We start from the raw sequence: 24,281 nt of genomic DNA on the forward strand, positions 1-24,281 counted from the left end.
TCCCTTACCCGTCCGTCTTGCCGAGGGCCGCCAGGACCTGGTCGAGCTTGGTGTCGAGCGACTGGAGCTTCGCGTCAACCGACTCGAACCTGGCGTCAACCGACTCGAACCTGGCGTCAACGGACTCGAGCCTGGCGTCAATGGACTCGAGCCTGGCGTTGACCGACCGGAACTCAGCGTCAACCGACTCGAACCGCTTCTCCATCAACTCAGTCAGCCGTCGCTCGAGGTCGTTCAAGTCCTCTTTCGTCGCGAGGGTGCCGCGACCGGCCATGATCTCCCCGAGCACGGGCTCAGTGTATGCCAGGACCTCCTCGCGGATCACTGCAGGAAGCTGCTCCTCAGCCGCCTTGATGCCCGCCAGGTTGGTGTTGACGGTGAAGGCCCATGCCTCCAGGCGCTGGACGCGGTCAGCGATGTGGGCTCGCTGCTGTGGTGGTGCGGTCACGCCGTCATGTTAGACCGCTCACGGCCTAGTGAGGGGCCGAAGCCGCACGATCTGTGGATAGGCCTGAGGCCGCTCGGGCCGCAATCGAGACCCCCACGGACATTACGGTCCAGTCCTCGGGTGATTGGGCCGAGGACGCTTCGGTCAGCCCTGGCGCGGAGCGACCGGTGACTGAGTCGGGCACCATGGACATGTGACTCCAAGCACGACGAAGTCCCCACTCGCGGACCAGGTGGAGGCGGCCGAGCCCAGCGATCCGCGTCAGGCGTCCGACATCGCCTTGCTGGCCGAGCTGGTCGGCCAGGGAAGCGTGGCGGTGTTGAGCGGGGCGGGCATCTCGACCGAGTCGGGCATCCCCGACTACCGAGGCCCGACAGGCCAGGCCCGTCGGGCCGAGCCGATGACGTACCAGCGTTTCGTCGGCAGCGCGGAGGCCCGCCGCCGCTACTGGGCACGCAGCCACGTCGGCTGGCAGCAGATCGGCCAGGCCCGGCCCAACGCCGGCCACCGCGCCGTGGCCGCGCTGGAGCGCCACGGCCTGCTGTCCGGCATCATCACCCAGAACGTGGACAGCCTCCACCAAGCCGCGGGAGCCCGCCGCGTGATCGAGCTGCACGGCGGCCTCGACCGCGTCGTCTGCCTGTCATGTCGGGAGCGCACCTCGCGCTCGGACCTGGACCGCCGCCTACGCGAGGCCAACCCGCACTGGCACGCCATCGGCCACCAGATCAACCCCGACGGCGACGCCGTGCTCACCGACGGACAGGTCGAGGGCTTCGAGGTGGTGGACTGCACCGGCTGCGGCGGCCTCCTCAAACCAGACGTGATCTTCTTCGGCGAGAACGTACCCCGGGCCCGCGTGGACGAATGTTTCGGGATGGTGGCACGGGCCCGAGTGTTGCTCGTGCTCGGATCCTCACTGGCGATCAAATCAGGCCTGCGCTTCGTCACCAAGGCCGCGGCGCTCGGCCTCCCGATCGCCATCGTCAACCAGGGCCCGACCGGCGGCGACGCCGACGCCACGCTCACCTTGGACGCCCCGCTCGGCACCACCCTGACCGACCTGGCCACCCAGCTCGGGGCACAATAGCTCGCATGCCTCCTCGATCATGCCTGTGCGGCCTGCCCGCCTCCTACCAGGACTGCTGCGGCAAACTCCACCGCGGCGAGGCAGTCGCCACCACCGCCGAGCAACTCATGCGCTCCCGATTCACCGCGTTCGGCGTCGGCGACGCGGCCTACCTCCTGCGCACCTGGCACCCGTCCTTCCGCCCCGCCCGCCTGGACCTGGACAAGCGGGTCCGCTGGGTACGCCTGGCGATCCTGGAGACCACCGGCGGCAGCGTCGTCCACACCGAGGGCACGGTCCGCTTCCGCGCCCACTACGTCGATCGCGGGCGACCGGGGGAGATGGAGGAACACAGCCGCTTCGTCCGCCTCGACGACCGCTGGGTCTACGCGGGCGCAATATAGCAATATAGGGGTGCAGTCGACGCTGGCAGATTGCCTAGCTTGGCCCTTCATCATGTCCAACGCCGTCTCCGGCACTACCCCGGCCGAGTACAGAGGATGAAACGTTGAGTACCGGCATGGTTGCCCGCCCTTGACCGGGCTGGAGACTATGCCAGTGGGATGCGATATCCGGATGGTGGTGGTCTGAGCCCGGTGGCGCGGTCTAGCGGGAGCAGGTGCGTTTGGAGGCGGCCGGGCTATTCGCGGCAACGGAAGCCGTTCGTTCGTTGCGGGCTATCGACTCGATGAGACGAGTGGTGTCTCCGAATTTGGACAGAGCCCCGGCGGCGTAGCCGATCGATGATGGCGGTGCCGTCGGAGCGGGTGGGGGAAAACGTGAGCAGGTCCAGCAGGTCTTCCTTAGCGTTCCGGGCGTGGACGTGGCCGACTATCAGCCGGGCTTGGACAAGGTGGACTAATCGGCCGCTTTGAAGATCACACAGGTGGATGGCAACCAAGCGGACCCTTGCCGGATCTCGGCCAGCGTTCCGCAAGTCCGGCCGGCAACGACCTTGATCAACGCTATCGCTCTGCTGGTGAAACGTAGCAGGTTTGTTGCTGATCTAGTGCTGGCCCTTTGCGCCCCGACCGAACGCTCATATGCTAGCTGAAGACCTGGATCGTCCATTTTGCTCCGGAGGGCGCGTTCACCTCCACGTGGTGCGGCCCCACCTCTCCGTCCGGCGTACGGCTGAATGTAGTTTCCGTTGGCCCCTTGGAGCACTCGTGCCCGAAACGGGAAGAGTCCACTTTAATGGACACGTTCCCGAATGCGCCGGTGCAATCGAAAGCGATCGTGTACGAATCCTTCGCCTGGAACTCTCCTTCCCATTGAGTTGTCCCTTGGTCGATGCGCTGAAACATAAGGCCGCCCTTGATTCCAGCCGTCAACTCTTTCAGGGATAGAGAGGGTGAGACTGTCGGGCTACCTTGCGCGTGCTTCACCTGCGAGCTGCTGGGTGCTGAGCAGCCGCTGGCCACCAGGATCAACGTGGCCACCAGAATCCATCGATGCATGTCATCCGTCCGAAAATCCTGCGCCTGGCCCATTTAGAAATTCCACAGGAGCGATGAGCGCCGCCTGGATGGCGATTTCTGATCATTAGCGCGGCTTGCGTGCCACCGTTCCCACGAACGTGTGGTACGTGATCCCGGGCTCCGCCCGGTCCTCGGCCTCCGGCCGGGGTGAGAGCGTTGCCCTTACCGCCTCTGCGTGGCTGGGGTAGTGATACCCCTCCTTCAACTCCGCGAACCGAGTTGAAAAACACTTAGTCTGTGCCGAGCTTCTTTAGCTGTGTGTAGAGCGCAGCTGGAACATCTGCTTGAACGTAACGATTGTCAACCTTGCAGGCGGCGCCGAAGGCAGTGACCGCGGCGGGTGGACCTTGCCTGTAGTGGAAGATCAGTGAGATGTATGGCCCACTGCATTGATGGTCCACTGGCTGGGTGGGTAGCTTGTTGAGAGTTTTTGCAGTCTTGATGGCGACCCTGCGGCCATGCGTCTTGTGCTCAGCGTTCTTCCTGATGCTGCAGACTGTCACCTCTATGGGGTCGTCCGGAATGAGGTGCTTGTCCTGGCCGCGCCGACCAGTGCCAATATCGCACGGGTCTCGAGGAGTGAGTCTCGCCCACTGCCCAGTGTCGTACGCGTGTTTGACAGCATCCCCGATGTAAGCGGTTGTGTGGATGCGTCCGTTCGTTGTATTTGTGCACCCACTGATGCCATACGCCGTGCCGACCCAGGAAATGCGTCCGTCTTGATATGACAACTTGATGAGGTAGCTCTGCGTAAGAGTGGCAAGCAGGGGGCATGCCTCGCGACGTGGCGCCGTTGGTAGACGGTTGAGATCGGCCGTCATAGTAGCCAAACCGGTCTGGAGGGTACGCGCCTTGCCTTGAAGAGCGCCATGGACGTCGTATAGGCAGATTTCAGCGCGTGGTGGCTGTCCCGGTACCAGTGTTGATGCGGTGCTTTCGGGCGTTGGGACCCAACCGCCGACGTCATGAGCGCCCCACCGAAGTGGGCAGGTGGTCTGATGGACCGGCGCCGCAGCGAGGCTGGGGGCGGTGCCGTGACCGTTGGCGCATCCTGCGAGAAGCAGCAATATGAGTACGGTCGACCGGCTTCGTCGGATGGTCAGCATATCTGGTCGGACGTCTCCGGAACGTTTTCGGTTGCAAGGGCCCAGCCGGCTTTGCCGGCGGCTGGGCCCAGAACGGTACCAGTTACCCTGTGCTAGGTGACGGCACGAGATTGAGGCTCGGGAAGCCGGATGCGGCACTCATGCGACGCCACCCCATGAAGGCCAAGGTCTCCCTGACGCCATCGCCGTCACGATCTATGATGGCATTCTGGATGCCGATGGCGAAAACTTGATTGATGTCGCTGCCGTTCAGCATGAAGGCTGGACAGCCGCCGTCTCCCTTCTGGACAGTATTCCCGCCCGAATCCTTCCCTCAGCGGCAAGCTGGGAGAGACAGCACCCAAGGCCAACCCGACGGTCCGCGATCTCCTGAAATTACAGCCGGGCAATCCGCCGCGCTCCTTCAAGATGGCCAGATCCCACCACCCGTTCGGATGATGACCTGATAAATTCCGTCTTCCACCCTTCGGATACGCACTTCATATCCTTACACCGCTCGCACCCCGGAGTCCTCCTGCAGGGCAACCATCGGCGCTACCAACTCGTCGCGCGGGCGGAGGATCCCAACTCCAGAATCACCTGGGATACTGATCTTCATCAACAACTTTAGGAAATGATGCGCCTCTTCAACAGCCGGAACAGGAAGAAATGGCCCACAACCGATATCTGGCAGCCCGCCGGCCGGGGTGACATCAAAACGCTGACGGTCGAATCCCTGGGTGCTCTCGTCGCGACGGCGCAGCGCCACCAGTGGAGCGCCGAAGGGCGGCAGGAGTGGATCCGGGCGCACCGAGACAGGCTCAGGCAGCTGCTCCTCGTCATATTCGGGAAAGAGGACGCTTCCGTATACCGCTGCATCGTGGCGGTCATCCTGGACGACGACAGCGAACACAGCTTCACCCTCGACGTCGCCGCCGACGACTTCGATGCCCTGCCCGACCTCGGCTACGACGCGCTCGTTACGCTCGGGCACACCTACATCGCACGATTCGAGCACGTACCACTGGATCCACCCCAGGAAGCGGCCTGGCGAAGCCTGGAGGACAGCGATGGCGCATAGATCTCCTACGGCTACCAGGTCACCTGCTCAGGGCTGGCTTGTTCATATCCCGTTCCGGGCCTCGCATCAACCGGTTCGCCCCCCAGCCGGAGATGAGCCCGATCGCCACTCCAACAGCCACATCCCCTGGATAGTGTGCAGCCGACATAGATGCGAGAGAAAGCCACCGCTTCTGATCATTAGCGCGGCTTGCGCGCCACCGCTCCCACGAACGTGTGGTACGTGATCCCGGGCTCGGCCCGGTCGTCGGCCTCCGGGCGCCACTCGGGCAGCGGTACCAATCCCGGCTCCATCAACTCCAGCCCGTCGAAGTACGCGAGAATCTCCTCGCGCGCACGCCATCGCCCTGTCCCCAGCGACTCGTTGAAGATCTTCTCGGCCGAGTACGCCTGCTGGGACACCTCGGGAAGCGCCTGTCCCGGATTGTGGAAGTGGGACACGGCCAGGTAGCTGCCCGGGGCCAGGCGGTCCATGATGCGCCGGGTGATTCCGCTCGGATCCTCATCGTCGGCCAGGTGGTGCAGGATGGCGAACATCAGCAGGGCCACCGGCTCGGTGAAATCGATCAGCCGTGTCACCTCGGGATGGCCGAGGATCGCCTCCGGATCCCTGAGGTCTGCCTCGACCACTGTGGTGGTGTCGTCCACGGCCAGCAGCGCGCGGCCGTGGACCAGCACGATCGGGTCGTGGTCCACATAGACGACGTGCGCGCGGGTGGTGACGAACTGGGCGATCTCGTGGACGTTGCCCTGGGTCGGCAAGCCGGAGCCGAGGTCCAGGAACTGGCGGATACCGGCCTCGCCCGCCAGGTAGCGGACCACGCGGGCGAGGAACTCCCGGTTGGCCCGGGCAGCCTCTGGCGCGTCCGGGGCCACCTCCAGCGCCCGGCGCGCCACCTGGCGGTCGATCTCGTAGTTGTCCTTGCCGCCGAGCATGAAGTCGTACACACGAGCCACGCTGGGCCTGGTCGTGTCGATGCCCTGCGGTGCGCGCTCGTGCTCGCGGTCGCCCACGGCCGGCTCCTCATAGGTCAATGGGGATTTGTGTGATCTTACTTCGCCATTCCTGGAAAATCGTCGTTTTTCGGGAATGCGTCACACGGGCCCCATTAAGGTCAGGCCGATTCTCTGACCACCAATTCCGTCGGCAGTATCACCGGGTCGACGTGTTTCGCCCCGTCCAGCAGCGCGAAGAGCAGCCGGATGGTCTCCTGTGCCATTTCGGCCAGCGGCTGCCTGATCGTGGTCAGCGGCGGATGTGTCGAGAGCGCCACCGACGAGTCGTCGAAACCGCCCACCGCCACGTCGTCCGGCACTCGCCGCCCCGCCGCCCGCAGCGTGGCCAGCGCTCCGGACGCCATCAGGTCCGAGGCCACGAAGACGGCGTCGATGTCGGGCGCCCTGTTCAGGAGTTCGGCCATCGCCCGCTCGCCGCTGGCCTGCGTCCAGTCGCCGTGCGCGATCAGCTTCGTGGTCGCCTTGCGGCCGAGCACCTCGGCGAAGCCCTCGAGGCGCTGGATGCCGCCGGGGGTGTCCATCGGGCCGGTGATCATGGCGATGCGTTTGCGGCCCTGGCTGACGAAATACTCCGTCATCTGGCGGGCGCCGAGCCGCTCGTCGGCGGCCGCGTACGGGATGACGTTCTCGTGGCCGATGACGGCCCCGCAGGAGACGGCGGGTGGCCCGGAGGTGAGCGCCTCGACCAGGGGGTCGCCGGCGTGCGTGGAGACGAGCAGCACGCCGTCGGCGTGGCCGCCGCGCACGTAGCGGACCACCCGCTCGCGGTCGCCCTCGTCGCCGGCCAGCATCATCACCAGCGACATGTCCCGCTCGGCCAGCATCCTGATGGCGACCCGGATGAGCGTGCTGTAGTTGGGGTCCTCGAAGAGCTTCTGGTGCGGCTCCGACAACACCATCGCCACCGACCCGGTCCGCTGCGTGACCAGGCTGCGGGCAGCCCGGTTGACCACGTAGCCGGTCTCCGAGATGGCCCGCTCGATGGCCACGCGCGCCGCCGGGCTCACGTACTTGTCCCCGTTGAGCAGGCGGGACACCGTGCCGCGGGACACGCCCGCGGCGGCGGCGACATCATGGATCGTGGGGCGTTTCATTTGACGGCTCCGGAGGACAGGTCGGTCCTCCAGTATCGCTGCATCGTGAGGAAGAGCGCGATCAAGGGAACGAGGGACAGGAACGCTCCCGTGAGGATCAGGTTGTACAGCGACGGCTGGTTCGCGCCGGCGGCCAGCAGCGTGTACAGGCCGACCGTGAGCGGGAACTTGCCGTCGTCGCCCAGCATGATGAACGGCAGCAGGAAGTTGTTCCAGATGGACACGAACTGGAACAGGAAGATCGTCACCATGCCGGGCACCATCAGCGGCATCGCCACCCGCCACATCAGGCGCCCCTCACTGGCTCCGTCGATGCGCCCGGCCTCCAGCAGCGAGTCCGGGATGGCCGCGGCGGCGTAGATGCGGGCCAGGTAGATGCTGTACGGGTGCAGGATCTGTGGCAGCAGGACCGCCCAGTAGCTGTCGGCCAGGCCGATCTTGGAGAACAGCAGGTACTGCGGGATCGCCAGCACCACGGCCGGCACCAGGATGCCGCCGATGAGCAGGTTGAAGATGAGGTTCCTGCCGGGGAAGCGGTACTTGGCCAGGGCGTAGCCCGACACCGCGGAGACCGCGGTGGACAGCAGCGCGCCGCCGCCCGCGTAGATGAGTGTGTTGGCCGCCCACAACCAGAACACCCCGTCGCGGTAGGCGAACAGCTGTGTCACGTTGTCGAAGAAACCGGTGCCGAAGGCCAGCGTCCCTGTGCTGAAGAGCTCGGCCGGCGACTTGGTGGCCGCGATCAGCACCCAGAGCACCGGGAACAGGCAGTAGATCGCGCCGATCAGCAGCAGCGCCGTCGGCGCCAGGCCGCCGAACGCCGCCGTGCCGCGCGGCCTGCGATGCGAGACAGCGGTCATCAGCCCTCCCCGAAGGCGCGGTTGCGGACCACGCGCAGGAACCCGAACGACAGGACGAGTGAGATCGCCGCGATGACGATCGACGTGGCGGCGGCCGAGTACAGGTCGCCGGTGACGAACGCGTCGCGGTAGACCTTCATGAGCGGGCTCCACGTGGAGCTGATCGTGTTGGTCAGCGGCCGCAGGGTCGTCGGTTCGGTGAACACCTGGATCGTGGCGATGATCGAGAACACGGTGGTCAGGATGATCGCGGGGACCAGGATCGGGATCTTGACTCGGATCGCGATCTGGAACTCGGAGGCGCCGTCGAGCCGCGCGGCCTCGTACAGGTCGCGCGGGATCGCCCGGAGGGTGGTGTAGAGCACGAGCATGTTGAAGCCGACCCCGCCCCACACCGCCACGTTCGCCATGGAGTACGTGACGGTGGTGGCGCCGAGGAAGTCGACGTCCAGGATCTCCCTGATCGGGCTGAGCGAGGGCAGGTAGAGGAACCCCCACAGCAGGGTGGCCGCCACCCCCGGCACGGCGTACGGCAGGAAGATCGCGATCCGGGAGAACCGCGCCAGCCGCACCCGCGCCGAGTCCAGCAGCAACGCGAACAGCAGCGCCAGGCCGAGCATCACGACCAGCACCAGCGCGCCGTAGCCGAGCACCCGCAGCCACCCGTTCCACAGCTCCGCGTCGGAAAGGGCGGCGGCGAAGTTGTCGAACCCGACGAACACCTCCCGCCGCGAGCCCTTCCCCAGGCCGAGCCCCGACACCTTGGTCCTGAGCATCGCCAGGTAGACGGTGTAGCCGATGGGCACGGCCAGGAAGAGGGTGAACAGGACGATCGCCGGGGTCAGGAAGACGTAAGGGGCCGAACGCTTCATGACGCGATCTGGAAGCCGGACTTGCGCATGTCGGCGACCGTGGCGTCCTGCATGGTCTGAATGGCGGCGGAGAACGGCGACTTGCTCTGCAGCGCCTTGTCGAAGGCGTCCTTGAAGGAGTTGTACGTCACGCCGACGTTCGGCCCGAAGGTGAACCCGCGTGCCCCGGCGGACACGGTGGCGGCCTGCTGCCAGAAGTCGGGCTGGTTGGAGAAGTATTCGGGAGCCTCGCCGAGCGCCGACTGGGCCTTGGTCGAGGCCGGGTAGATCGCGGCCTCCTTGACCAGCAACTCCAGGGCGGCCGGGTCGGTGTTGAGCCAGGTGGCGAACTGCGCGGCGGCCGCCTTGTTCGGCGTCTTGGCCGACACGGCCACGGAGGAGCCGCCCCAGAAGCCGCTGAAGCTCTCACCGGCGTTCCACTGCGGCAGCGGCGCGATGGCCCACTTACCCTTGGCCTTGGGCGCGTTGGTCGACAGGACGCCCGGCGCCCACACCGCCGACGGCCAGCTCAGCAGTTTGCCGTCGTTGAGCGCCTTGTTCCACTCGGGGGTGAAGAACGGCATGTCATCGATGGCGCCCTCCTTGACCAGGCCGTCCCAGTAGTCGGCGACCTTCTTGGTGGGCTCGTCGGCGATGTTGACCTTCCACGACTCGCCGCTGATCGACCACCACTGCGCGCCGGCCTGCTGGGCGAGGCCTGTGAACGCTCCCGGGTCCTTGCTGGAGAACGTGCCGAGGTAGGCCTTGGGGTCCTTCTTGCGCACCGTGCGGGCCGCGTCGGCGTACTCCTGCCAGGTCTTCGGCACCGCGATGCCGTACTTGTCGAACAGGTCCTGGCGGTAGAAGAGCATCATGGGGCCGCTGTCCTGCGGGATGCCGTACACGCCCTCCGTGCCGAGCGTGACCAGGTTCCACAGGCCCTCGGAGAACTCGCCCTTGACCGCGGCGGTCTCGGCCTTGAGGTCGGCCACCGCGTCGGCGGCGATGAACGACGGCAGGTGCTGGTACTCGGCCTGCACCAGGTCCGGCGGGTTGCCGGCCTTGCTCGCGGTCAGGTACTTGGCGGCCGCGTCGTCGCCGCCGGCCTGCTTGCTGACCGTCACCTGGATGTCCGGGTGCGCCTTGTTCCAGACGTCGACGATCTTGTCCATGTTGGGGGCCCAGGTCCAGTAGACGAGCTTGACCGGTCCCTGGGCGGCGGCCGTGGGGCTCTGCGCCGCCTCGGTGCTTTGAGCGGGCTCGCCCGACCCGCAGCTCGCGAGGGTGGCCGTGAGGGCGACGGCCAGGGCTGCTCCAAGGCGGTTGGCGCGCATTGCGTACCTCCGTAGGGGGTTCTGTGAACGTGCACAGAGTGGAACAGTCCGGAAATACCCGTCAAGGGGTCGTTACGGTCTCGTTAACCTCCAGGGCGAGCAGGAAAATTCGGGGTCACTGTTCCCTCAAGGACAGGTCGAGCGTTACTGTGCACGTTCACAGAAGCTTCTCGAGGGGGATGGATGTATCCGGAGCGTCCTGCTGGCATCGCCTACGGCGGGGACTACAACCCAGAGCAGTGGCCGCGCGAGGTCCTCGAAGAGGACGTGGCCCTCATGCGCGAGGCCGGGGTCAACCTGGTCAGCCTGGGCATTCACTCGTGGGCGCTGATGGAGCCGGCCGAGGGACGCTACGAGTTCGGCTGGCTGGACGAGGTCATCGACCGGCTGCACGCCGCCGGGGTCGCGGTCGACCTGGCGACGCCGACGGCCGCCCCGCCCGCCTGGTTCATCGCCCAGCACCCCGACGTGCTGCCGGTGACCAGGGAAGGCGTGCGGATCGGGTTCGGCGGGCGGCAGAGCGCCTGCTCCAGCGCCCCGGCCTTCCGTGAGGTGACCGCGCGGCTGGTGCGCGCGCTGGGCGAGCACTACCGCGGCCATCCCGCCGTGGTCATGTGGCACGTGCACAACGAGTACGGCGCGCCGCTCGGCGAGTGTTACTGCGAGCACAGCGTGGCGGCCTGGCGCGAGTGGCTTCGCATGACATATCAGGATATTTCGGCTTTGAATGACGCCTGGGGCGCCACCTTCTGGGGCCAGACCTACACCGACTGGTCGCAGATCGACGCCCCCCGCTTCAACCACACGGTCGTCAACCCGGCCCAGCGCCTCGACTACGCCCGCTTCAGCGACGGCCAGCACCGCGAGCACTACGCACTCCAGCGCGACATCCTGCGCGAGCTCACCCCGGGCATCCCGGTCACCACGAACTTCGCCGGCACCGTCAACTGCAAGTCCACCGATCTGTGGCAGTGGGCCCGCGAGCTCGACGTGATCGCCAACGACCACTACCTCGCCGCCGAGCGGCCCGACAACCACATCGACCTGGCCATGTCCGCCGACCTGGCCCGCTCGGTGGCGGGCGGCGCGCCGTGGATGCTGATGGAGCACTCGGCCGGCGCGGTCAACTGGCAGCCGCGCAACATCGCCAAGCGGCAGGGGGAGATGCGCCGCAACAGCCTGGCGCACGTGGCGCGCGGCTCCGACAGCGTGCTGTTCTTCCAGTTCAGGGCTTCGCGGTTCGGGGCCGAGAAGTTCCACTCCGGCCTCGTCCCGCACGCCGGCACCGACTCCGAGCAGTGGCGCGAGGTGGTGCGGCTGGGCGCCGACCTGCGCAAGCTCGCCGATCTGCAGGGGAGCCGGGTGCGGGCCGACGTGGCGATCGTCTGGGACTGGGAGTCGTACTGGGCGCTGGAGCTGGACTGGCGGCCGTCGGTGGACCTGACCTTCAGGGAGCGGGTGGACGCCTTCTACGAGGCGTTGTGGCGCGAGCACGTCACGGTGGACTTCGTCCACCCTTCCGCTGATATTTCGGGATATCGGGTCGTGGTGGCGCCGAGCTCGTACCTGCTCACCGAGGCCTCCGCCAAGAACCTCCACCGGTACGTCGAGGCCGGCGGCAACCTGCTCGTGTCGTACTTCTCCGGCATCGTCGACGAACACGACACCATCCACCCCGGCGCCCACCCCGGCGCGCTGCGCGAGCTGCTCGGCCTGTCCATTGAGGAGTTCCACCCCCTGCGCCAGGACGAGACCGTGACACTGACCGGCGGTGATACCGCCCGCATCTGGTCGGAGCGCGTCCGTCCCGCCGGCGCGGCCTCCGTACGGGACTTCGCCGCCGGCCCCGACGCGGGCCACCCCGCCGTCACCCGCCACGACCTCGGCGCCGGCACCGCCTGGTACCTCGCCACCGCGCCCGTCACCGGCCTGCGCGACCTGCTCGCCCAGGTGCTCGACCACGCGGGCGTCTCCCGCCCGCGCGGCCTGCCCGACACCCTGGAGCTGGTCCGCCGGGGCCGGCACGTCTTCCTGATCAACCACGGCGACGAGCCGGTGACGGTCGAGGGGGTGACCGGCACGAGCGTGTTCGACGGCGTACGCCACGACGGGCCGGTCACCGTCGCGCCCGGCGCGGTCACCGTCGTCGTGGAATCCCCCCAACCCTAGGGAGACCCCGATGAAACGCATCCTGACCGCACTCCTGTTAGCCGCCGCCCTCGTCGTCGTGGCGCAACCGGCGCAGGCTGGGGCCCGCCTGCAGATCAGGGGCGCCGACATCTCCAGCCTCGCCAAATCCGAGGCCTACGGCGGCGTCTACCGCGACGCCCGCGGCCGCCGCGGCGACGCAATCCGCATCCTGTCCCAGGCTGGGCTCAACTACATCAGGCTCAAGGTCTGGGTGAACCCGGCCGACGGCTACAACACCAAGACCCAGGTCCTGTCCATCGCCAAGCGCGCCAAGGCGAACGGCATGAAGCTGCTGGTCGACTTCCACTACTCCGACACCTGGGCCGACCCGGGCAAGCAGTTCAAGCCCGCCGCCTGGGAGGCGCTTCCGTTCGACCAGCTCAAGCAGGCGCTGTACGACCACACCTACGACGTCCTCGACGCGCTGCGCCGCCAGGGCACCGCGGCCGACATGGTCCAGGTCGGCAACGAGATCAACGGCGGCCTGCTCTGGCCGGATGGCTCCAACTCCACCTGGGCGAACACGGCCGCCCTGCTGAACGCCGGCTACGACGCGGTCAAGGCCGTGTCCGCCTCGACGAAGGTCGTGCTGCACCTGGCCAACGGCGGCGACAACGGCCTCTACCGGTGGTGGTTCGACAACGCGAACGCCAACGGCATCCGGTACGACGTGATCGGGTTGTCGTACTACGCGTACTGGCACGGCACGCTGGAGGCGTTCCAGGCCAACATCAACGACGTGGCCACCCGGTACGGCAAGCCCGTCGTCGTGGTCGAGACCGCCTACCCGTTCACCACGGCCGACGACGACGGCTGGGAGAACATCATCCTGTCGCCGGAGCCGTACCCCGGCTACCAGGCCACCCCGCAGGGCCAGGCCGCGATGCTGGCGAAGGTCGCCGACATCGTCCGCCAGGTGCCGGGCGGGCTGGGTCTCGGCCTGTTCACCTGGGAGGCCACCTGGACCGGCGTCAAGGGCAACGGCTGGGACCCGGCCGACCCGTCGTCCGGCAACGGCTGGGAGAACCAGGCCCTGTTCGACTACTCCGACCGCGCCCTGCCCGCCATGCGGGTTCTCGGCCACAGCTGATCCCCGGTCCTCGTCCCGTCCCGTCGTCGAGCTCACGGCGGGACGGGCCGCATGAACGCAATGATTGCGTCATGCTGTTCCCGACTCCCGCGCTCACCGACGCCGACCGGAGAGTTCTCGAAGAGATCGAGGCGGCTCGGCAGAAACTCCGCCACCAACTGCGGTCCACGCCGAGTAAGCGGACTGGAGGGCTACGCAAGTTCCTCACGGCCGACGCCGTCGCCGCCTCCAACTCGATCGAGGGCTTCAAGGTGTCCACGATCGATGTGGAAGATCTCCTCGAGGGTGAGAGAGACGTGGACGTCTCCGATGAGAACCGCGAGGAAACCCTCGCCTACCAGCGGATGATGACCTACATCCAGACCCTCCATGATGTGGAGGACTTCTGCTACAGCACGGGGTTCCTGAACGCTCTGCATTGGATGCTCCAGGGGCACAGGCACACGCAGCGCAAGCCTGCGGGACAGTGGCGCCGAGGGCCTGTCTACGTCACCGGCGCGCGTGACCCCAGCATTGCGGCCTACACGGCCCCGGACGCGGAGGACGTCCCCGCGCTGATGCGGGAATTGTCCGGCTGGCTCAATACCGACGACGGCTCCCACTTGCTCATCAGGGCCGCTATGGCCCACCTCTATCTGGTCTCCATCCACCCATGGGCAGACGGCAACGGGCGTATGTCCCGCTCCCTCCAAACACTGGTGATCGCCAGGAACGGAGTGCTCGCACCCGAGGTCTCCTCCATTGAGGCGTGGCTCGGGCGGCCGGGCAACACCTGGGAGTACTACGCCGCGCTCGCCCGGCGCGGCTCCACGTACCGGCCCGACCAAGACGTCTCGGATTGGATCCGCTTCAACCTCACCGCCTACCATCAGCAGGCGCAGACCGTGAAGAACCGCCTTGACCGCTCCACCCGTGTGTGGACGCTGCTCGGCGACATCGCGGAGCGGCGGGGCATGGACGAGCGCATCGTCACCGCTCTGCATGATGTGGCCATGTCTGGCCGCGTCCGCCGCAGCCGATATGAACGAGCCGAGGGCCTCAGCCTCCAGCAAGCTCAGCGGGACCTGCGCGACCTCGTCACAGCCGAGATCCTGACCCCGATCGGTCGCACCCGTGCCCGGTTTTACACGGCTGGACCTAATTTCCCCCAAGCCGCCTTGGATGCTGCCCGTACCCCCTTGCCCCTGACAGACCCCTACAATCCCTGATCGAGTTGAGCAGGAACACGCGAACCAGCCGGCTCGAACGGGCCCTTCGGATCATCCGCTGACGTTGACATGATGGGCGCATGACGCCCGATGAGCTGCTCACCACCACCCGCAGCGTCCGCAAGCGCCTCGACCTGACCCGGCCCGTCCCCCTGGACCTCGTCCGCGAGTGCCTGGAGATCGCCCTCCAGGCCCCGACCGGCGGAAACCGGCAGAGCTGGCACTGGATCGTGGTCACCGACCCGGAGGTGCGGAAACAGATCGGCGACTACTACGGCCGCTCCTTCCGCGCCTACTACGAGTCGGGAGCCTCCGCCGGGTCGCTGTTCCAGGACGACCCGGAACGGGCCGCCACGCAGCGACGCGTGGCCGGCAGCTCCGTCCATCTCGGCGAGCATATGGGCGACGTGCCCGTGCTGGTGATCGGCTGCATCACGCTCCCCGGCGGCGGGCTGCCCGAGGGCAACCAGGCGGGCCTGTGGGGGTCGCTGCTGCCGGCCGCGTGGAGCTACATGCTGGCCGCCCGCGCCCGCGGGCTCGGCACGGCCTGGACGACCCTGCACCTGGCGTACGAGAGTGAGATCGCCGGGTTGCTCGGCATACCCGCCGACGTGCGCCAGGGCGTGCTCCTCCCCACCGCCTACTACACCGGGGACACGTTCAGGCCCGCACCGCGCCGGCCGCTCGACGAAGTGCTGCACCTCGATCGCTGGTGAATGGAGGGCCCGTGACATCTCTGCCGCTGCTGCCGACGTCGCTGGTAGGAAGCTACGCCCAGCCCGAATGGCTGATCGACCGCGCCAAACTGGCGGGCCGGTTCCCGCCCCGGGTGCGGGCCAGGGAGCTGTGGCGCATCCCGCCCGAGCAGCTCGGTCAGGCCCAGGACGACGCCACCGAGCTGGCCATCAGGGCCCAGGAGCGCGCCGGTCTCGACATCATCACCGACGGGGAGATCCGCCGAGAGAGCTACTCCAATCACTTCGCCACCGCACTGGAGGGCGTCGACCTGGACAATCCGGGTACGGCGCTGGACCGCAGCGGCCACCCGAACCCCGTCCCGCGCATCGTCGGCCCCATCCGCCGCCCGCGCCCGGTCGAGGTGGACGACCTGCGGTTCCTGCGCGCCCACACCGATCGCCCGGTCAAGATGACGGTGCCGGGACCGTTCACGATGAGCCAGCAGGCGCAGAACGACCACTACCCGGACGCCGAGGCGGCCGCGATGGACTACGCGGCGGCGGTCAACGCGGAGATGCGCGACCTGTTCGCGGCCGGGGCCGACGTCGTGCAGATCGACGAGCCGTACATGCAGGCCAGGCCGGAGGCGGCGCGGGCGTACGGGCTGGCCGCGCTCAACGCGGCACTGGATGGCGTGGTCGGCACGACGGCGGTGCACATCTGCTTCGGGTACGCGGCGATCATCCACGAGCGGCCGGAGGCGTACTCGTTCCTGCCGGAGCTGGCCGGCTGCCCGGTCCAGCAGGTGTCGATCGAGACCGCGCAGTCCGAACTGGACCTGGGGGTGTTGTCCGACCTGAAGGACAAGACGATCATTCTCGGGGTGATCGACCTGTCGAGGCCGGACGTGGAGCCGGTGGAGGTGGTGGCGGGGCGGGTGCGCAGGGCGTTCGAGTGGGTGCCGCCCGAGCGGATCGTCATCGCGACCGACTGCGGCATGAAATACCTGCCGCGGGCGTCGGCAGCGGGCAAGATGCGGGCCATGTCCGGCGCCGCGCGGCTGCTGCGCGGCGAGCTCGGCGGCTAAGATCATCCGTGTAGCCCCGACCCCGTCGCAAGGAGCCGGCAGTGCCCGAGAGCGAGCAGGAAACCGCGCCCCCAGGGATCGACACCACCAAGCCGAGTGTCTCGCGCGTCTATGACTACATGCTCGGCGGCAAGGACAACTACGCGATCGACCGCCACGTGGCCGCGATGGCGTTGAAGGTCGCGCCGGACGCGCCGGAGGCGGCCAGGGCCAACCGGGAGTTCCTCCGCCGCACCGTCCGCTACCTGGCGGGCGAGGCCGGGATCCGGCAGTTCCTCGACATCGGCTCCGGCCTGCCGACGCAGGGCAACGTGCACGAGATCGCCCAGTCCGTCGCCCCCGGCACGCGTGTCGTCTACGTCGACCACGACCCGATCGTGCTCGTCCACGGCCAGGCACTGCTGGCCGCGGACGCCACCACCACGGTCATCGAGGCCGACGCCCGCGAGCCCGAGAAGATCCTCGGCGACCCGCAGGCGCGCGCCCTGCTCGACTTCAGCCGGCCTGTCGGGCTGCTGTTGTTCGGACTCCTGCACCACGTGTCCGACGACGAGGACCCCGGCGCCATCCTGGGCCGGCTGGTGGCCCCGCTCGCCCCGGGCAGCCACGTGGTGATCTCCCACTTCCACAACCCGGGCGAGGCCCACCCCGAGGTGTCCAAGCAGGCCTACGCCGCGGAGAAGATCTTCAACGAGCACCTCGGCACCGGCCGGTGGCGCACTCGCGACGAGCTGCTCGCCTACTTCGACGGCCTCGAGTTGGTGGACCCCGGCCTGGTGCCGCTCCCGGAGTGGCGCCCCGACGACGGAGACACAGCCACTCCGGGCATCACCTACCACACCTTCGTCGGGGCCGTGGCCCGCAAGCCCTAGCCGGGCAGCTTGCCGGCGGCGACCACGTCGCGGTACCAGTGGGCGCTGTCCTTCCAGGTGCGCTCCATCGTGTCGCGGTCCACGCGGACGATGCCGAACCGCTTGGCGTAGCCGTGCGCCCACTCGAAGTTGTCCATCAGGGACCACACGAAGTAGCCGCGCACGTCCGCCCCGCCCTTGATCGCCTCCGCCACGGCGGTCAGGTGCCGGTGGAGGTAGTCGACGCGGTCCGCGTCGTGCACGCGGCCGTCGGCGCCCACCGGGTCGGGGAACGCGGCGCCGTTCTCGGTGATCATCGTGGGCATGGACGGGTAGTCGCGGTGCAGGCGCAGCAGCAGCTCGGTCAGGCCGGTCTCGTCGATGTTCCAGCCCATCTCGGTGTACGGGCCGGGCTGGCGCACGAACTCGACGTCCTCGCAGGCGATCCACGGGGACGCGGCGCCGTCCTGGTGCCCGTCGGCGGTCTCCCGCGCGCTCGCCCCGTCCCACTGGCGTACCAGCGTGGGGTTGTAGTAGTTGACGCCGAGCACGTCCAGCGGCTGGCAGGCGGCGGCCTCGTCGCCGTCGCGCACGAACGACCAGTCGGTCACGGCGGCGGTGTCGTCGATGAGGTCGCGCGGGTAGGCGCCCTCCAGCATCGGGCCGAGGAAGGCCCGGTTGGACAACCCGTCCGCCTTGCGCACCGCCTCCGCGTCGGCCTCCGACACGCCGCGCACGTGATGCAGGTTGAGCGTGACCGACATCTGCGCGGACGGGGCGGCCACCGCGCGCAGCGCCTGCACGGCCAGGCCGTGGCCGAGGTTGAGGTGGTGCACGGCGGCCAGCGCCGCGGCGGGCTCGGTCCTGGCCGGGGCGTGCACGCCGGAGGCGTAGCCCAGGTAGGCCGAGCACCACGGCTCGTTCAGCGTGATCCACGTGTGCACGCGGTCGCCGTACGCCTGGCCCATGAGGGCGGCGTACTCGGCGAAGCGCAGCGCGGTGTCGCGGTGCGGCCAGCCGCCCGCGTCCTCCAGCTCCTGCGGCAGATCCCAGTGGTAGAGGGTGGCCACCGGGGCGATGCCCCGCGTGAGCAGGCCGTCGATCAGCCGGTTGTAGAAGTCGACGCCCGACTGGTTGAGGGGCCCCTGCCCGCCCGGCTGCACGCGCGGCCAGGACAGGGAGAACCGGTAGGCGCCCACGCCGAGCTCGGCGAGGATGTCCAGGTCCTCCTCCAGCCGGTGGTAGTGGTCGCAGGCCACGTCACCGGTGTCGCCATTGGTGACCAGGCCGGGCGTGTGGGAGAAGGTGTCCCAGATCGACGGGCCGCGCCCGTCCTCGTTCCAGGCGCCTTCCACCTGGTAGGAGGCGGTGGCGGTGCCCCACAGGAAGTTGTCGGGGAAAGTGGTCATACTGCTCCTTCAACAATGATCTCGATCTCGTCGGTGCCGGGCTCGGCGGCCACCCGCACGCCGCCGGGCGTCGTCTCCAGCCGGGGGTTCCGGGCCTCGCGCACCCCGGCGAGCAGCAGGCTCCAGCGGGCGGGCGCGCCCTGCAGGCGGCGGGCGCGGATCCGGTCGCCGGTGCGGGCCACCTCGAACACCGCGCCGGCGCCGCCGTCGGCGTCCGGCACGGTGACGGTGCGGACGTCGCCGTCGGCGAGCTGGTGCGCCTGCAGCGTGACGTCGTCGGCGTAGTCGTAGTCGGGCCGGTCCTCGCGGGACCCGACGGGCAGCACCGCGCCGGGCCGCACCAGCAGCGGCAGGCTGTCGAACCCGTGCCGCTCACTGCGCCAGCCGGGGCCGGTGACGGTCTCGCCGTCCAGCAGCCGCGTCCACACCCCCTCAGGGACGTAGTACGAAATGTCGCCCTCAGTCGACAACACCGGCGCCACCAGCAGGTCCGGCCCCAGCATGTACTGGGCGTCCAGGTAGTCGCAGCCCCGGTCGTCGGGGAACTCCAGGTGCATGGCCCGCATCACCGGCAGGCCGTCCGTCGTGGCCTGCACCGCGGCGCCGTACAGGTAGGGCATCAGCCGGCTCTTGAGGCGCGTGAACGACCGCAGCACGTCCACCGACTCCTCGTCGAACAGCCACGGCACCCGGTACGAGCCGCTCCCATGCAGCCGGCTGTGCGACGACAGCAGCCCGAACGCCACCCACCGCTTGAACACGGCAGGGTCGGGCCGCCCCTCGAACCCGCCGATGTCGTGGCTCCAGAACCCGAACCCCGCCATGCCCAGCGACAGCCCGCCGCGCAGCGACTCGGCCATGGCCTCGTAGGTCGACTCGCAGTCGCCGCCCCAGTGCACCGGCAACCGCTGCCCGCCGACCGTGGCCGAGCGCGCGAACAACACGGCCGCGCCCCGCTCGGCCAGCACATCGTGCACGGTCTGGTTGTAGAGCAGGGAGTAGTAGTTGTGCATGCGCTCGGGATCTGAGCCGTCGGCGTAGGCGACGTCGGTCGGGATGCGCTCGCCGAAGTCGGTCTTGAACGCGTCCACCCCCATGTCGAGCAAGCCGCGCAGCTTGCCCGCGAACCACTCCCTGGCCGCCGGTGAGGTGAAGTCCACCAGCGCCCGCCCCGCCTGCCAGTGGTCATCCTGCCACACCGTGCCGTCCGGCCGGCGCAGCAGGTGCCCGGCCGCCATGCCCTCGTCGAACAGGCCGGACGCCTGCCCGATGTACGGGTTGATCCACACGCAGACCTTCAGCCCGCGCTCCTTCAACCGGCGCAGCATGCCCTCCGGGTCGGGGAACACCTCCGGGTCCCATTCGAAGTCGCACCACCGGTACTGCCGCATCCAGAAGCAGTCGAAGTGGAAGACGCTCAGCGGCAGGTCCCGCTCGGCCATCCCGTCTGCGAACGACGTCACCGTGGCCTCGTCGTAGTCGGTCGTGAACGACGTGGACAACCACAGCCCGAACGACCAGGCGGGCGGCAGCGCGGGCCGGCCGGTCAGCGCCGTGTAGCGGCGCAGGATGTCGGCCGGCGTCGGCCCGTGGATGATGAGGTACTCCAGGTCGTGGCTCTCGACGCTGAACTGCACGCGCGAGACCGTCTCCGACCCCACCTCGAACGACACCCGACCGGGGTGGTTGACGAACACCCCGTAGCCGCGGTTGGTGAGGTAGAAGGGGACGTTCTTGTACGCCAGCTCGCTGGTGGTGCCGCCGTCGTCGTTCCAGATGTCGACGGCCTGCCCGTTGCGCACCAGCGGGCCGAACCGCTCGCCCAGCCCGTATACCAGCTCCCCGGCGCTGAGCCGCAGCTGCTCCACCATGAAGTGCCGGTCGCCGGGGTCGTGCACGATGCCGAGGCTCTTGCCGTCGCTGCGGGTCAGCTCGCGTCCACCGGCGCTGAACGTCATCTCCCACGGCGTGTCCCTGCGCAGCCGCACCGTGAGCGCGCCGCTGGTCAGGGCGGCCGCCTCCGCGTCCACGGAGATCTTGACCTCGGGCGCGTCGTCGCGTACCTCGAAGGCGGGGGAGTCCGGCACGGAACCGGCGAAGTGCACCGTGCGGACGCGGATGACGTCCGGCAGCGGCGACGACACGTCCACCCGCAGGACCGGGCCGTCGATGGTGTTGCCGCGGCGGGTGATCGGCCGGGTCGGCGCGAGCACCCGCAGCGAGGCGGCGTCCGCGGTCACGTCGTGCGCTGCGACGGCGTACGCGGCCCGCACGCCCGCCCGCATGCGCCAGTGACCGTCCTTGAACTTCATCCTGATCCGTTCTCGAGGGGGACTTGATCAACCGTGCGGGCGCAGCGCGGCGACCGCGCGAGGAGCCAGCGCGACCTGGCCCTCGAAGGCGGCTCCGGTCAGCAGGTCTTCGGCCGCCTCCGGGATGGGCACACGCGCCGGCTCAGGGCCGTGGTTGAGCAGGAACAACACGTCGCCGCGGCGGACCGCCTCGACGCCCGGCGGCAGCCGGACTCCGTCGGGCAGGACGCCGCGCACGCCGGCATCGGCCAGCGCCCGCGCGGTGATCTCGCCGAGCGCGGCGGGCTCGGGCATGGTGGCGACGTACCAGGCGACGCCGTCGCCGGCGCGGTGCCGCAGCACCGCAGGGTGCCCCGTTTCGCTGAACGTGGCCACCGCTTCGGCGCCTTCCACGGCGATCAGCTCGGTCCAGGTGTGCGCGGTGAACTCGGGGCCGTCGTCCCATCGGCAGCGCACCTCGCCCGCGATGGGTTGCCACTCCTCGCCGGACGCGCCGAGCACCGCGCGCAGCGGCGCGGGGAACCGGCCGGTGCGGAGGTGCGCCCGCTCGTCGGCGATCCCGGAGAACGGCCCGACGACCAGCACTCCGCCGCCGCGTACGTAGTCCGTCAGCGCTGCCGCGTCCGCGTTGGTCACCAGGAACAGGTTCGGCACCACGACCAGCGCGTACGCGCTCAGGTCGGCGGAGGGCGGGACGAGGTCCACGCTCACGCCGCGCTCCCAGAGCGGCACGTAGTAGGCGAGCAGCTGGTCGGTGGCGCCCAGCCGGTCGCTGGGGCGGCCGCGCTCCTCCAGTGCCCACCAGTTCGTCCAGTCGAAGACCATCGCCACCCGCGCCGGCACCGGCTGCCCCGCCACGGAGGCGAGTTTGCGCAGCTCCTGGCCGTGCGCGCGGACCTCGGCGTGCAGCCGCGTGTCCGGCCCCGCGTGCGGCACCATCGCGGCGTGGAAACGCTCGGCGCCGAAGCGGGAGGCCCGCCACTGGAAGTAGCACAATCCGTCCGCGCCGCGGGCGAGCGCCTGCAGCGACTCCAGCCGGAGCTGGCCGGGCGGTTTGGGCAGGTTGTGCGGCCGCCAGTTGACGGCGCCTGCGGACTGCTCCATCAGCAGCCATGGCCGCCCCCGGCCGAGGCCGCGCATCAGGTCGTGGGTGAGGGCGGTGCGGGCGGGGGAGAGCGGGTCCTCGGGGTCGGGGTAGCAGTCGTTGGAGACGATGTCCTCCTCGCCGGCCCACGCCCAGGAGTCCACGGGCTTGAACAGGCCCATGAAGTTCGTGGTGATCGGCACGTCGGGGGTGCGCTCGCGCAGGACGTCGCGTTCGGCGCGGTAGCAGGCGAGCAGCGCGTCGGAGCAGAAGCGCCACCAGTCGAGCTGCTGCGCCGGGTTGATGATGTACGGGGCGCGGCGCGGGGTGACGATCTCGGCCCACTCGCTGTAACGCTGGCTCCAGAACGTGGTGCCCCACGCCTCGTTCAGCGCGTCCAGGTCGCCGTAGCGCTGCTGGAGCCAGGCCCGGAACGCGGCCGCGGTCTCGTCGCAGTGGCAGAACTGGCCGTACTCGTTGCCCACGTGCCAGAGCGCCAGGGCGGGGTGGCCCGCGTACCGGTCGGCCAGGTCGGTCACGATCGCCAGTGCCCGCTCCCGGTAGACCGGGGACGACGGGCAGAACTGGTTGCGCGAGCCGTACCAGAGCCGGTGCCCGGACTCGTCGACCGGGAGCGTCTGCGGCCAGCGGTGGCCCAGCCACGGCGGCGGCGAGGCGGTCGGCGTGGCCAGGTCCACCGCGATCCCGGCCCCGGCCATCAGGTCCATCACCCGGTCCAGCCAGCCGAAGTCGCGCGCGCCCGGCTCCGGCTCGAGCCGCGCCCAGCTGAACACGCCGACCGTGACCAGGTTGACCCCGGCGGCCTTCATGAGCTCGGCGTCCTCGGCCCACACCTCCTCCGGCCACTGCTCGGGGTTGTAGTCCCCGCCGAACAGCAGCCCCCGCTCGCGGGTGAGCGTGTGCATCCCCGGCCGCGCCGTCATGACAGGCTCCGGGGCGGTGCGGAGCTGTCGCCGATCACCAGGCGGCAGGGCACCAGGTGCTGCCGCGGCGGGCCGGCGCCCTGCAGGCGGTCGATGAGCATGTGCGCGCCCAGCCTGCCCAGCTCGGTGCTCGGTGGCTCCAGCGTCGTCAGCTTCGGGTTGAACATCTCGGCGACCCTGGCCGACGACAACACCAGGATCAGCGTCAGGTCCTCGGGGATGCGCCGGCCGTGTGCCGCCGCCGCCGCGATCACTCCGACGGCCGCGTGGTCGTCCATCACCGCCAGCGCCGTCACCTCCGGGTGCGCCTCCAGCAGCCGCTCGAACGCCTCCCGACCCTCCTCGGCCGACCCGGGCCGGTAGCCGTCCACGTAATCGATCCCCGCGGCGCGGGCCGCCGCCGCGAACTCCTCGCCGGCCCGCATCGCGGGGCCGTAGCCGTCGGCGTACAGGTCGGTCGAGAGGTTGAAGAAAGCCAGCGTGCGATGCCCCAGCCCGGCCACGTGCGCCACCGCGTCGCGGGCCGTGGCCGCGAAGTCGATGTCGGCGTAGTCGATCGAGCCCGGCTCCCGGGTGCGCCCTATCATGCTGAACGGCACCCCGGCCGCCGACAGGAACGCGGTGCGCTCGTCGTCCAGCCGCACCTCCATCAGTAGCACGCCGTCCACCAGCCCGAGGCCGGTGAGGTGGCGCAGCTCGTCGATCGGGTCGGCGCTCTCCGGCGACAGCAGCAGGTGATAGCCCAGCTCGCTGGCCGCCTCGGCGGCACCGGTCGCGAACTGCATCTCGGTGAGGCCGAAACCGCTGCGCGGGGCGGGGAACAGCAGCGCCAGGATCCGGGTCCGCTTGCTCTGCAACCCGCGCGCCAGCAGGTTGGGGCGATAGCCGAGCTCCGCGGCGGCCTGCTCGATGCGCAGCTTGGTCGCCGCGGCCACCGGGCGGGTGCCGTTGAGCGCCGCCGAGACGGTGCTCACCGCCACCTGGGCCCGCTCGGCCACGTCACGTAGCGAAGACATGCCCCTCCCGCGATACCGTTGTCGAAACGTTTCGCATACCGTAGGGTCGGTTTTGCGGAGATGTCAATGGCGTTAAATCGGATGGCCGGAAAC

The 24,281-nt window shown here is 68.9% G+C and carries 20 protein-coding genes; 9 read left to right on the forward strand and 11 right to left on the reverse strand.

From position 1 onward, the window contains the following. Positions 1-4: 4 nt before the first annotated feature. Positions 5-448, reverse strand: coding sequence for a hypothetical protein (locus Q9G87_RS37675; protein ID WP_305921353.1), 444 nt, complete (start codon positions 446-448; stop codon positions 5-7). Between the two features lie 193 nt (positions 449-641). On the opposite strand from Q9G87_RS37675, the gene Q9G87_RS37680 reads away from it, so the two are divergent. Both Q9G87_RS37680 and Q9G87_RS37685 read left to right on the forward strand, forming a co-directional pair. Continuing rightward, positions 642-1,538 (forward strand): NAD-dependent protein deacetylase, encoded by an 897-nt coding sequence (locus Q9G87_RS37680; protein ID WP_305921354.1) that lies wholly within the window; start codon positions 642-644, stop codon positions 1,536-1,538. A 5-nt stretch (positions 1,539-1,543) separates the two neighbouring features. After that, positions 1,544-1,921, forward strand: a complete 378-nt coding sequence (locus tag Q9G87_RS37685) for a YchJ family protein (protein WP_305921355.1) — start codon at positions 1,544-1,546, stop codon at positions 1,919-1,921. A gap of 642 nt (positions 1,922-2,563) precedes the next feature. On the opposite strand, the gene Q9G87_RS37690 is transcribed toward Q9G87_RS37685, so the two are convergent. After that, the gene (locus tag Q9G87_RS37690) at positions 2,564-3,010 is read right to left on the reverse strand and encodes a hypothetical protein (RefSeq protein WP_305921356.1); all 447 of its coding nucleotides are present in this window, start codon (positions 3,008-3,010) and stop codon (positions 2,564-2,566) included. 1,707 nt (positions 3,011-4,717) lie between these two features. Between Q9G87_RS37690 and Q9G87_RS37695 the strand changes: the two genes are divergently transcribed. Further along, a complete protein-coding gene (locus Q9G87_RS37695; RefSeq protein WP_305921357.1) occupies positions 4,718-5,164 on the forward strand; it encodes a hypothetical protein in 447 nt (148 codons plus the stop codon). Positions 5,165-5,343: 179 nt separating this feature from the next. On the opposite strand, the gene Q9G87_RS37700 is transcribed toward Q9G87_RS37695, so the two are convergent. The 5 genes from Q9G87_RS37700 to Q9G87_RS37720 all read right to left on the reverse strand — a co-directional run bounded on the left by Q9G87_RS37700 (position 5,344) and on the right by Q9G87_RS37720 (position 10,319). Next, positions 5,344-6,177: an SAM-dependent methyltransferase gene (locus Q9G87_RS37700; RefSeq protein WP_305921358.1), complete on the reverse strand. Its 834-nt coding sequence runs from the start codon at positions 6,175-6,177 to the stop codon at positions 5,344-5,346. Positions 6,178-6,278: 101 nt separating this feature from the next. Then, a complete protein-coding gene (locus tag Q9G87_RS37705; protein ID WP_305921359.1) occupies positions 6,279-7,274 on the reverse strand; it encodes a LacI family DNA-binding transcriptional regulator in 996 nt (331 codons plus the stop codon). Beyond that, positions 7,271-8,134: a carbohydrate ABC transporter permease gene (locus Q9G87_RS37710; RefSeq protein ID WP_305921360.1), complete on the reverse strand. Its 864-nt coding sequence runs from the start codon at positions 8,132-8,134 to the stop codon at positions 7,271-7,273. Before Q9G87_RS37710 ends, Q9G87_RS37705 begins: the two co-directional genes overlap by 4 nt. Further along, the gene (locus Q9G87_RS37715; RefSeq protein ID WP_305921361.1) at positions 8,134-9,006 is read right to left on the reverse strand and encodes a carbohydrate ABC transporter permease; all 873 of its coding nucleotides are present in this window, start codon (positions 9,004-9,006) and stop codon (positions 8,134-8,136) included. Before Q9G87_RS37715 ends, Q9G87_RS37710 begins: the two co-directional genes overlap by 1 nt. Beyond that, positions 9,003-10,319, reverse strand: a complete 1,317-nt coding sequence (locus Q9G87_RS37720; RefSeq protein ID WP_305921362.1) for an ABC transporter substrate-binding protein — start codon at positions 10,317-10,319, stop codon at positions 9,003-9,005. Before Q9G87_RS37720 ends, Q9G87_RS37715 begins: the two co-directional genes overlap by 4 nt. A gap of 183 nt (positions 10,320-10,502) precedes the next feature. On the opposite strand from Q9G87_RS37720, the gene Q9G87_RS37725 reads away from it, so the two are divergent. From Q9G87_RS37725 to Q9G87_RS37750, 6 genes are all read left to right on the forward strand, one after another. Further along, complete coding sequence (locus tag Q9G87_RS37725; protein WP_305921363.1) at positions 10,503-12,488, forward strand: beta-galactosidase; 1,986 nt, start codon at positions 10,503-10,505, stop codon at positions 12,486-12,488. A 10-nt stretch (positions 12,489-12,498) separates the two neighbouring features. Beyond that, entirely contained in the window at positions 12,499-13,599 is a 1,101-nt protein-coding gene (locus tag Q9G87_RS37730; RefSeq protein ID WP_305921364.1) for a glycoside hydrolase family 53 protein, read from the forward strand. A 71-nt stretch (positions 13,600-13,670) separates the two neighbouring features. Next, the gene (locus Q9G87_RS37735) at positions 13,671-14,807 is read left to right on the forward strand and encodes a Fic family protein (RefSeq protein WP_305921365.1); all 1,137 of its coding nucleotides are present in this window, start codon (positions 13,671-13,673) and stop codon (positions 14,805-14,807) included. Between the two features lie 80 nt (positions 14,808-14,887). After that, positions 14,888-15,523: a nitroreductase family protein gene (locus Q9G87_RS37740; RefSeq protein ID WP_305921366.1), complete on the forward strand. Its 636-nt coding sequence runs from the start codon at positions 14,888-14,890 to the stop codon at positions 15,521-15,523. A gap of 11 nt (positions 15,524-15,534) precedes the next feature. After that, entirely contained in the window at positions 15,535-16,572 is a 1,038-nt protein-coding gene (locus Q9G87_RS37745; RefSeq protein ID WP_305921367.1) for a hypothetical protein, read from the forward strand. A gap of 41 nt (positions 16,573-16,613) precedes the next feature. Next, positions 16,614-17,444: an SAM-dependent methyltransferase gene (locus Q9G87_RS37750; RefSeq protein ID WP_305921368.1), complete on the forward strand. Its 831-nt coding sequence runs from the start codon at positions 16,614-16,616 to the stop codon at positions 17,442-17,444. Here Q9G87_RS37750 and Q9G87_RS37755 read toward each other — a convergent pair. The 4 genes from Q9G87_RS37755 to Q9G87_RS37770 are packed head-to-tail and all read right to left on the reverse strand — an operon-like array spanning position 17,441 to position 24,188. Beyond that, entirely contained in the window at positions 17,441-18,832 is a 1,392-nt protein-coding gene (locus tag Q9G87_RS37755) for a GH1 family beta-glucosidase (protein ID WP_305921369.1), read from the reverse strand. The two genes, Q9G87_RS37750 and Q9G87_RS37755, sit on opposite strands and share 4 nt — an antisense overlap. Continuing rightward, positions 18,829-21,144 carry an alpha-xylosidase gene (gene yicI / locus Q9G87_RS37760; protein ID WP_305921370.1) on the reverse strand — a complete coding sequence of 772 codons (2,316 nt, stop codon included), beginning with the start codon at positions 21,142-21,144 and terminating at the stop codon, positions 18,829-18,831. The genes Q9G87_RS37755 and yicI overlap by 4 nt, the downstream gene beginning before the upstream one ends. 27 nt (positions 21,145-21,171) lie before the next feature. Beyond that, the gene (locus Q9G87_RS37765; RefSeq protein WP_305921371.1) at positions 21,172-23,172 is read right to left on the reverse strand and encodes a beta-galactosidase; all 2,001 of its coding nucleotides are present in this window, start codon (positions 23,170-23,172) and stop codon (positions 21,172-21,174) included. Further along, positions 23,169-24,188: a LacI family DNA-binding transcriptional regulator gene (locus Q9G87_RS37770; RefSeq protein WP_305921372.1), complete on the reverse strand. Its 1,020-nt coding sequence runs from the start codon at positions 24,186-24,188 to the stop codon at positions 23,169-23,171. The genes Q9G87_RS37765 and Q9G87_RS37770 overlap by 4 nt, the downstream gene beginning before the upstream one ends. Positions 24,189-24,281: the final 93 nt, after the last annotated feature.

Origin of the sequence: Nonomuraea turcica, from assembly GCF_030718205.1 — a bacterium.
Lineage (GTDB): Bacteria > Actinomycetota > Actinomycetes > Streptosporangiales > Streptosporangiaceae > Nonomuraea.